The organism is Streptomyces sp. NPDC059828 (genome assembly GCF_042731955.1).
Lineage (GTDB): Bacteria > Actinomycetota > Actinomycetes > Streptomycetales > Streptomycetaceae > Streptomyces.
This window is the reverse complement of the sequence record NZ_JBHWIW010000019.1, coordinates 1-8270: the sequence shown is the minus strand read 5'-3', so window position 1 is coordinate 8270 and position 8270 is coordinate 1. Positions and strand designations below refer to the sequence as shown.

9 protein-coding genes and 1 rRNA gene are annotated in these 8270 nt (G+C 69.6%); all 10 read right to left on the bottom strand.

The genetic code is table 11. The features are described from left to right. Positions 1-177: 177 nt before the first annotated feature. Complete coding sequence (locus tag ACFV6V_RS14020; protein ID WP_385563767.1) at positions 178-1317, bottom strand: lysophospholipid acyltransferase family protein; 1140 nt, start codon at positions 1315-1317, stop codon at positions 178-180. Between the two features lie 75 nt (positions 1318-1392). Further along, the gene (locus tag ACFV6V_RS14015; protein ID WP_385563764.1) at positions 1393-2457 is read right to left on the bottom strand and encodes an NAD-dependent epimerase/dehydratase family protein; all 1065 of its coding nucleotides are present in this window, start codon (positions 2455-2457) and stop codon (positions 1393-1395) included. Between the two features lie 258 nt (positions 2458-2715). Next, positions 2716-2814, bottom strand: a complete 99-nt coding sequence (locus ACFV6V_RS14010) for a 30S ribosomal protein bS22 (protein WP_003948845.1) — start codon at positions 2812-2814, stop codon at positions 2716-2718. Between the two features lie 110 nt (positions 2815-2924). After that, the gene (locus tag ACFV6V_RS14005) at positions 2925-3134 is read right to left on the bottom strand and encodes a helix-turn-helix domain-containing protein (protein WP_158687078.1); all 210 of its coding nucleotides are present in this window, start codon (positions 3132-3134) and stop codon (positions 2925-2927) included. A gap of 128 nt (positions 3135-3262) precedes the next feature. Continuing rightward, on the bottom strand, positions 3263-4078 hold the full coding sequence (locus ACFV6V_RS14000) for a phosphatase (protein ID WP_385563761.1): 816 nt from the start codon (positions 4076-4078) through the stop codon (positions 3263-3265). A gap of 143 nt (positions 4079-4221) precedes the next feature. Beyond that, on the bottom strand, positions 4222-5397 hold the full coding sequence (locus ACFV6V_RS13995) for an acetoin utilization protein AcuC (RefSeq protein ID WP_385563758.1): 1176 nt from the start codon (positions 5395-5397) through the stop codon (positions 4222-4224). Continuing rightward, positions 5348-6574 carry an MFS transporter gene (locus ACFV6V_RS13990; RefSeq protein WP_385564003.1) on the bottom strand — a complete coding sequence of 409 codons (1227 nt, stop codon included), beginning with the start codon at positions 6572-6574 and terminating at the stop codon, positions 5348-5350. Before ACFV6V_RS13990 ends, ACFV6V_RS13995 begins: the two co-directional genes overlap by 50 nt. A 49-nt stretch (positions 6575-6623) precedes the next feature. Then, on the bottom strand, positions 6624-7268 hold the full coding sequence (locus ACFV6V_RS13985) for an HAD family hydrolase (protein ID WP_385563755.1): 645 nt from the start codon (positions 7266-7268) through the stop codon (positions 6624-6626). A 9-nt stretch (positions 7269-7277) separates the two neighbouring features. Then, positions 7278-8102 (bottom strand): hypothetical protein, encoded by an 825-nt coding sequence (locus ACFV6V_RS13980; RefSeq protein WP_385563752.1) that lies wholly within the window; start codon positions 8100-8102, stop codon positions 7278-7280. 76 nt (positions 8103-8178) lie between these two features. After that, positions 8179-8270 (bottom strand): 5S ribosomal RNA (gene rrf, locus ACFV6V_RS13975); the annotation flags it as partial.

Below are 8270 nucleotides of genomic sequence, written 5' to 3'. Positions count from 1 at the left end.
GCATTTTGTTATAACCCCACTTACACCACCCCGCGGCGGGGGCCGGGGCTGCGCCGGCACCCCGCCCCCCCCCCCTAACCCCCCACCGGCTTCCGTGTGAGGGGGTGCGGCCCATGGGCCTCACCCCCTCACTCGTATGCGTCTCGTCCCAGGACCCCGAAAGAGTCGGAAGAAGACTCAGAAGAAGACGGAGCGGCGCTGCACCAGCAGCTTGTAGAGCGTGTGCTGGATCTGCTCCCGCACCTGGTCGGTCAGGTTGAACATCAGCATCGGGTCCTCCGCCGCCTCCGGTGGATAGCCATCGGTGGCGATCGGCTCCCCGAACTGGATGGTCCACTTCGTCGGCAGCGGCACCGCTCCCAGCGGCCCCAGCCAGGGGAAGGTGGGCGTCAGCGGGAAGTACGGGAAACCCAGCAGTCGTGCCAGCGTCTTCGCGTTGCCAATCATCGGGTAGATCTCCTCCGCCCCGACGATCGAGCAGGGCACGATCGGCACGCCCGCCCGTAGCGCCGTGGAGACGAAACCGCCCCGCCCGAACCGCTGGAGCTTGTAGCGGTCGCTGAAGGGCTTCCCGATGCCCTTGAACCCCTCGGGCATCACCCCGACGACCTCGCCCTGCCGCAGCAGCCGTTCCGCGTCCTCCGTGCACGCCAGCGTATGCCCGGCCTTGCGCGCCAGTTCGTTTATCACCGGCAGCATGAACACCAGATCAGCGGCCAGCAGCCGCAGATGCCGGTCCGCGGGGTGGTTGTCGTGCACCGCGACCTGCATCATCAGCCCGTCGAGCGGCAGCGTGCCGGAGTGGTTGGCCACCACCAGCGCCCCGCCGTGCGACGGGATGTTCTCGATGCCCTTCACCTCGACCCGGAAGTACTTCTCGTACAGCGGCCGTACGAGCGACATCAGCACCTGGTCGGTGAGTTCCTTGTCGTATCCGAACTCGTCGACCTCGTAGTCCCCGGTGAGCCTGCGCCGCAGAAACGCCAGTCCGCCCGCGATACGGCGGTCCCAGCCGCCGGGGCCGCCGACCGGGGCCTCCCCCTTACGGCCCGTCCCCGGCCCCGCCGCTGTCGTTCCCGGGCCCGGGGCGGCGGTGCCGTTCACCGAGCCTGTGGTTCCCGCCGCGCCTGTGACGGCTCCCACCGTGGGCTTTCCCTCCGACTGCCCCGGCACCGCCCCGGCCGGCACCTCGCGCATCGGGACCGCCTCAGCGGGTGGCCTTCGCCGGCCTGCCCCGGGACGCCGCCGCACCGGGCGTTGCGACGCGCCCGTGCGTGACCGGTCGTCGTCGAACGGAATGACCTTGGCGTCCGCCATCGTTGACTGCGCTCCTCATCTGGCGCTATCCGGTTGTCTGCGCGCCGTCCGGCGCTACGGGGTCCGGCTCCGGTACTACGGGGCGGCCGGGTCCATCGTGGCCGTGCGGCCCGCCACCACCGGCAGCGCGGCAATCCGGTCCACGGCCCTGGCCACGTTCTCGGGCGGCAGCAGCCCGGGCGCCCGGCTGCCGGCGAACTCCGCGAAGGCCTCCGCCGTCGTGTAGGCGGGGGTGAAGCCGAGCGTCTCGCGCATCTGCACGGTGCTCACCACCCGGCCATGGGTGAGCAGTCGGATCTGCTCGGGGGAGAAGTCGGTGACGCCGACGGTGCGCAGCGCCGAGCCGACCCAGGTGACGGCCGGCAGCAGCACGGGCACCGTGGGACGCCCCAGCCGCCGCGAGCACTGCGACAGCAGCAGCACGCCGTCGCCCGCGATGTTGAAGGTGCCGCTGTTGAGCGTGCCTCGCCGCGGCTCGTGGGACGCGATCCTCAGCACCTCGATGACATCGTCCTCGTGTACGAACTGGAGCCGCGGGTCGTATCCGAGGACCGTCGGCAGCACGGGCAGCGAGAAGTAGTCGGCGAGCGGGGAGTCGGCCCGGGGGCCGAGGATGTTCGCGAAGCGCAGCACGCACACCGCCACGTCCGGCCTGCGGCGGGCGAAGCCCCGGACGTACCCCTCGACCTCCACGGCGTCCTTGGCGAAGCCACCGCTGGGCAGCGCCTTGGCCGGAGTGGTCTCCGTGAACACCGCCGGGTCCCGGGGCGCGGAGCCGTACACGCTCGTGCTGGACTTCACGACCAGGCGCTTGACGGTCGGGGACTTCTGGCAGGCACCCAGCAACTGCATGGTGCCGATGACATTGGTCTCCTTGACCACGGCTCGGCCGCCGGAGCCCAGAGGCGTCCCCGTGACGTCCATATGGACGACCGTGTCGACTCCGTGCTCGGCGAGCACCCGCGCTATCGCGGGCTGACGGATGTCCGCACGGACGAAGTCGGCCCCGCCGAGAGGGTGCTCGGGCGTCACCGCGTCCACGCCGACCACCCGATCGACTTCGGGGTCCCGCTGGATGCGTCGTACGAACCGGCCCCCAAGCTGCCGGGCCACACCGGTGACGAGCACGACCTTGCCCAAGATCAGCGCCTTCCGTTCGCTTCTCCCCTACGCGTCACCGTAGCGGGTTGATGTTGCGCTGTAATGACCGCGAGCCAGTCTTCACGGCTCATTGCCCCCAACGCCGTACGACGCACCGCGGGCCGAGCGGCGCACCGGGACGCACACCGCAGGCACGGAACGTATGCGCACACCATGGAGCGCGACACGAGCCACGAACGCACCGCGGCCCTCCCACCAGGTCGGTGGAAGGGCCGCGAATACACGGACAGCCGTCGCTTACTTCTTGTTGCGACGCTGCACGCGCGTGCGCTTGAGCAGCTTGCGGTGCTTCTTCTTAGCCATCCGCTTGCGCCGCTTCTTGATAACAGAGCCCACGACTACCCTCGCTCACTTCTTCTCACTCGGTGCGGGGCGTCTGGGCCCACACGACCTACGTCGGCCTAGCCTACCGGCCCCAGCGCCGCGCTTGTGACCGAGGGGGCGTCTCAGGCCGATTCGACCCCCACAAAGGACTCGCGGAGATACTCGTGAACCGCTTGCTCCGGCACCCGGAAAGACCTCCCCACCCTGATGGCCGGCAGATGACCGCTGTGCACCAGCCGGTACACCGTCATCTTCGACACCCTCATCACCGAGGCGACTTCCGCCACGGTCAGAAACTTGACCTCGTTGAGAGGCCTTTCGCCAGCAGCCATGACCCACCTGTACCTTCCGCACACGACGCCCACCGGCTTCCCCTCCGGTGACTCTTCGTCGCGGTGCGCTCACTCCACAGACTAGGGGCGGGTGGTGCGAGTGGGGAAGAGGAGCAGCCATCGGCCGTTTACTGTGACAGACACGCTCGATTGAGTACATAGCGAGTAAGCGGTCGGTAGTAATCGGACCGCACAGCGTCATCAAGCGGAACGGCGACCGCGATCCGCCCCTCGGCCTCCCCGACGAACAGCGCCGGATCATCGGTGTCCGCCAGCCCGATGGCGGCGAACCCGAGCTGACCTGCGCCGCAGACCCAGCCGTGGTCGCCCACGACCAACCCGGGAAGCGGCCCCCCGACCTCCGCCAGATGCTCGAGAGCCACCCGAACCGGGAGGGGTGAGTGGGTGTGCGCACCGAGCCTCCGGTCGGCGTCCCGCGCCTGCGGTTCCCGCACCAGCGCCACTCCCCGTACGTAGTCGAGGTTGTACGTGCGTACCCCGAACCGGGTCGTTATGTCGACACATCGCCCCTGCGCGGGTGTGAGTACGGGACAGCCCGCCGACGACAAAGCGTCTGCCAGTTCGACGTAGAACCCGAGGAGACGGTGCGGATGCCCGGTCCCGAACAGCACCGGCGCCCGCTCCCGGGCGGCCTCGGCCAGCCGCTCGGCGAAGGCATCGAGACCGCTCAGCGTCCTTTCGGGGTCGATCACATCCGGACCGGAAACCTCATCAGGGTCGTCCGAGACACCACACTTGTCGGCCATCAGTGCGATCAGATCCCGCTCATCCCATACCCATTCGGGATCGAGTCCGAGCGTCACGCGGGGATCCCGTGCCGCGAACAGCCGGTAGCTGCGCAGACTCTCCTCCCTGGAGGTGGCCACAGGACCCGCGAGCCTCGCCGCTAACAGATGCGCCCGGAGCGCTCCTCTGCTCAACACCCCCCGATGCTCCCGCAGGCCCCGGGACAGCGCCCGGGATCCCGGGCAAATCCCCACAGTCGGCGTAACGCGCGACTGCCTTGGCCGGGCCCCGGCCATCAGGGCTCCAGGACCGGGCACGACCCCGGCCCCGGAAGCGGCCCCTATGCCAGCAGCCCCCGCCGCGGGAACGCTGCCCGCCGCGTCGCCAGCACGGCCTGGTCCAGCCGGTCCGCGGGGTCGTACCCGCTCTCCCACTCACGCCACACCGGCGTGCGCCCGTCCGTCATCCGCCCAGGACCCAACTGCCGTGTCCGGGCATAGACCTCGTCGCGCCACTCCTGCGGCACTTCCGACTCGGGATCCACCGGAGCATGCGCCGCGATCCCCACGAGATGCGTCCACGACCGCGGCACCACATCCACCACCGCGTAACCGCCGCCGCCGAGCGCGAGCCACCGCGCGTCCTCGACATACTCGTGGGCCAGGGTGTGGCAGGCCTCCTGTACGAGCCGCTGGGCGTCCAGTGAGACGGCCAGGTGCGCCAGCGGATCCTCGAAGTGGGTGTCCGCCCCGTGCTGGGTCACCAGCACCTGCGGCCGGAAGTCGGCCACCAGCTCGGGCACCACCGCGTGGAACGCCCGCAGCCAGCCCTCGTCGCCGGTCCCGGCCGGAAGCGCCAGGTTCACGGCGGACCCCTCGGCCGCCCCTTCCCCGCCCGTCTCCTCGGGCCAGCCCGTGCCCGGGAAGAGCATCCGCGGATGCTCGTGCAGCGAGACCGTGAGCACCCTGGGGTCGTCCCAGAACGTCGCCTGCACCCCGTCCCCGTGGTGCACGTCGACATCCACGTAGGCGACCCGCTCGGCCCCCAGCTCCAGCAGCCGGGCAATGGCGAGCGAGGCGTCGTTGTAGATGCAGAACCCGGAGGCCGACCCCGGCATGGCGTGATGGAGGCCACCGGCGAAGTTCACGGCGTGCGCGGCCTTCCCGCGCCACACCGCCTCGGCAGCCCCCACGGACTGTCCCGCGATCAGCGCGGACACCTCGTGCATCCCGGCGAAGGCCGGATCGTCCATGGTGCCCAGACCGTAGGCCTGATCGGCGGCCCGGGGGTCCTGGGACGCCGTCCGCACAGCCGTCACGTAATCCTCGCGGTGGACGAGGCGCAGGGTCGACGGGCCCGCGGGTTTGGCCGCCACCACATCGACCGCACGGTCGAGACCGTAGGCCCGCACCAACCCCATGGTCAGTGCGAGCCGTACCGGATCCATCGGGTGGCCGGATCCGAAGTCATACTTCGTTACCGCCTCGTCCCACATCAACAGTGCGCGGCCGCTCATGAACGCCACCGTATCGGTCGGGCTCAGGCGCGAACGAGCGGGCGTACACCAGTGTCACGAGCACCAGCACCATCGGCACGAGCATCGCGCCCCGGTAGTCCCAGGCGTCCCCGAGCGCACCGACCAGAGGCGAGCCGATCAGGAAGCCCACGTAGTTGAAGACGTTCAGCCGGGCGACCGCCACATCACTGGCCCCCGGAAACAGCCTTCCGGCGGCGGCGAACGTCTGCGGCACGATCACACACAGCCCGAGCCCGAGCAGCGTGAACCCGGCCAGCCCCGTCCACGCCCCGGGCGCCACCGCGACCACGGCGAAGCCCCCGGCCGCCAGCACCGCCCCGCAGCGCACCACAGCCACCGCCCCGAAGCGCCGCACGCCCAGATCCCCCACGGCCCGCCCCAGCAGCGTCGTCAGCATGTAGGCGTTGTAGGGAACGGTCGCCAGCTCCTCCGAGCTGCCCAGCACGTCCTGGAGGTACTTGGCGCTCCAGTTGGAGACGGTCGAGTCCCCGATGTACGCGAAGGTCATCACCAGGCACAGCGGCAGCAGCGCCGCGAAGGCCACGACCGTGCCGCTGCGGTTCCCTGCCTCCCCCTGCCCGGGATCGCCATCGGCCCGCGCGTCCCGGTACCACCGGCTGGCGATGAGTGCCGTCGGCAGCAGCACCGCCACCACCGGCAGATACGACACCACCAGCGGCAGCCCCCAGTGCGCACCGACCCAGGCCAGCGAGGCCCCGGCGATGCCTCCCAGGCTGTACGCGGCATGGAACCCGAGCATGATGCTGCGGCCGCACTCCCGTTGGAGGCTGACCCCGAGCATGTTCATGGACGCGTCCAGGGCCCCGACGGCCAGGCCGAACGCCCCCAGCGCGGTGGCCACGTGCCACAGCTCCGTCCCGGCACCCACGCCCAACAGGGCGAGCAGGACGACCGGCTGGGACCAGCGCAGCACGATCCCGGGCCGCACACGAGCCACGAGCTTCTCCGTGGCCACGCTGCCCACCCCGGCCAGGATGGGCACGGCGGCCAGAAAGACGGGCAGCAGCGCGTCGGATATGCCGTACCGGTCCTGGATGGCGGGTATCCGGGTCACGAGCAGAGCGAAGGTCACACCCTGCACGCAGAAGCTGAGTGCCAGTGAAGCCCGGCCATGCCGTAGCGGCGCGTGAGCGATCGTCATGGCCGCACAGCGTAAGCCGCTCAACTACCGCTGGGTAGACAGATCACACAAGCATTCCGGGCAGCTCCGCCATGTCCCCGAAGTACCCCTTGGCCCCGCCGAGCTTGGCGGCCGACGACATCGCGGTGAACCCGTACACATCCATCCCTGCCGCATGGGCGGCGGCCACGCCGAGGGGGCTGTCCTCCACGACGACGCACCGCCCGGGCGCGATGCCCATGCGCTCGGCCGCGTACAGGAACAGATCCGGTGCCGGCTTCCCCCGCCCCACATCCTGAGCGCTGAAGATGTTCCCGGCCCGGAACCAGGCATCAAGCCCGGTCCTGCGATGCCCGACCCGGATCCGCTCATGACTCCCCGACGAGGCCACGCAGAACGGCACCTGTTCGGCCACGAGCTTCTCCAGCACCGCGCCAACACCCGGCACGGCATGGAGCTCCCGCTCGAACGCGGCGAACGTGCGCGCGTGCAGAGTGTCGTCGAAGTCCGCAGGCAGCCGCTGCCCGGTCCGCTCCCCGACCAGGTCGTGGATCCGGTGCACGGCGGATCCCATGTAGTCCCGTATCGAGTCCTCGTACGAGGTGGGGTGGCCGAGCTCGGTCAGATACTCGGCGAGAATCGTGTTGGCGATCGGCTCGCTGTCGACGAGCACCCCGTCGTTGTCGAAGATGACCAGGTCATAGCGCATGGATACAGACTAGGAAGCGGGCCGCAGACGGCGCACGGCGCCCATGTCGCCGGCGAGCAGGTCGGCGTGTGACAGCGCGAAGTCCCCGTTCGGAAGCCGGCCCTCGAAGTGCTTGCCGACGACCAGGGCCGGGAGGTACTCGCGCAACCGACGCCTCGTCCTGACCTGGTAGTCGACCGGTGCACCCCAGTCGTCCGGGGCCTCGTCCGTACTGAAGACGACCCAGTGATCGACCTCGACCTCGGCATCCAGGTCCGGCGCCCGGCCCGTGTGGCAGTCCAGCGCGGGAAGGACGAGCTCGTCGGGGTCATGGGGCTCGTACCACAGCAGCAACGGCTTGGCCTGCTGGGCCTGGGCGTTGTCGAAGCAGCACAGCGCGATGGTGTGGGCGGGGAAGTGCTCGGCGTAGAAGGCGAAGAGTCCCGGTTCGAGGTTCGGCCGCTTGTGCCGGGGCACCCGGCCGAGTGCCTCGGGAATGAGCGTCGGGTCCGCGGCGAGCAGCACCGTGTACACATCGTGCTCGAAAACCTGGACTGCGGGTGCTGGGGGAGCCTCCATCCAGTCCATGACCGCCGCTCCGTCTTCGGACAGCAGCTGCACCGCGACGACCATGCGATGGAGGACGTCGCGGTCCCGGTCCCTGACCGGGAGGAAGTGCTCCGGCCCCACCCCCTGCGTCGGCAGGTGCAGCAGCATCGCGTTCGGCCCATCGACGAGGTTGACCGCCGTGTTCTGGTATCCGACGACGTGGATGAGTCCGTGCTCGGGGTGCTGTCGGCGACCGGCATAGAGGGTGGTTCCAGAGAACTCGGCCGGACCTGTCGATATGCACATGCCGGGGATCCTACTGATCCAGAACGCAGAAATGCCTCAACCCCCAGGCAAGGCCTGGGGGTTGAGGCTAAAGATTGTTCGGCGGTGTCCTACTCTCCCACAGGGTCCCCCCTGCAGTACCATCGGCGCTGAAAGGCTTAGCTTCCGGGTTCGAAATGTAACCGGGCG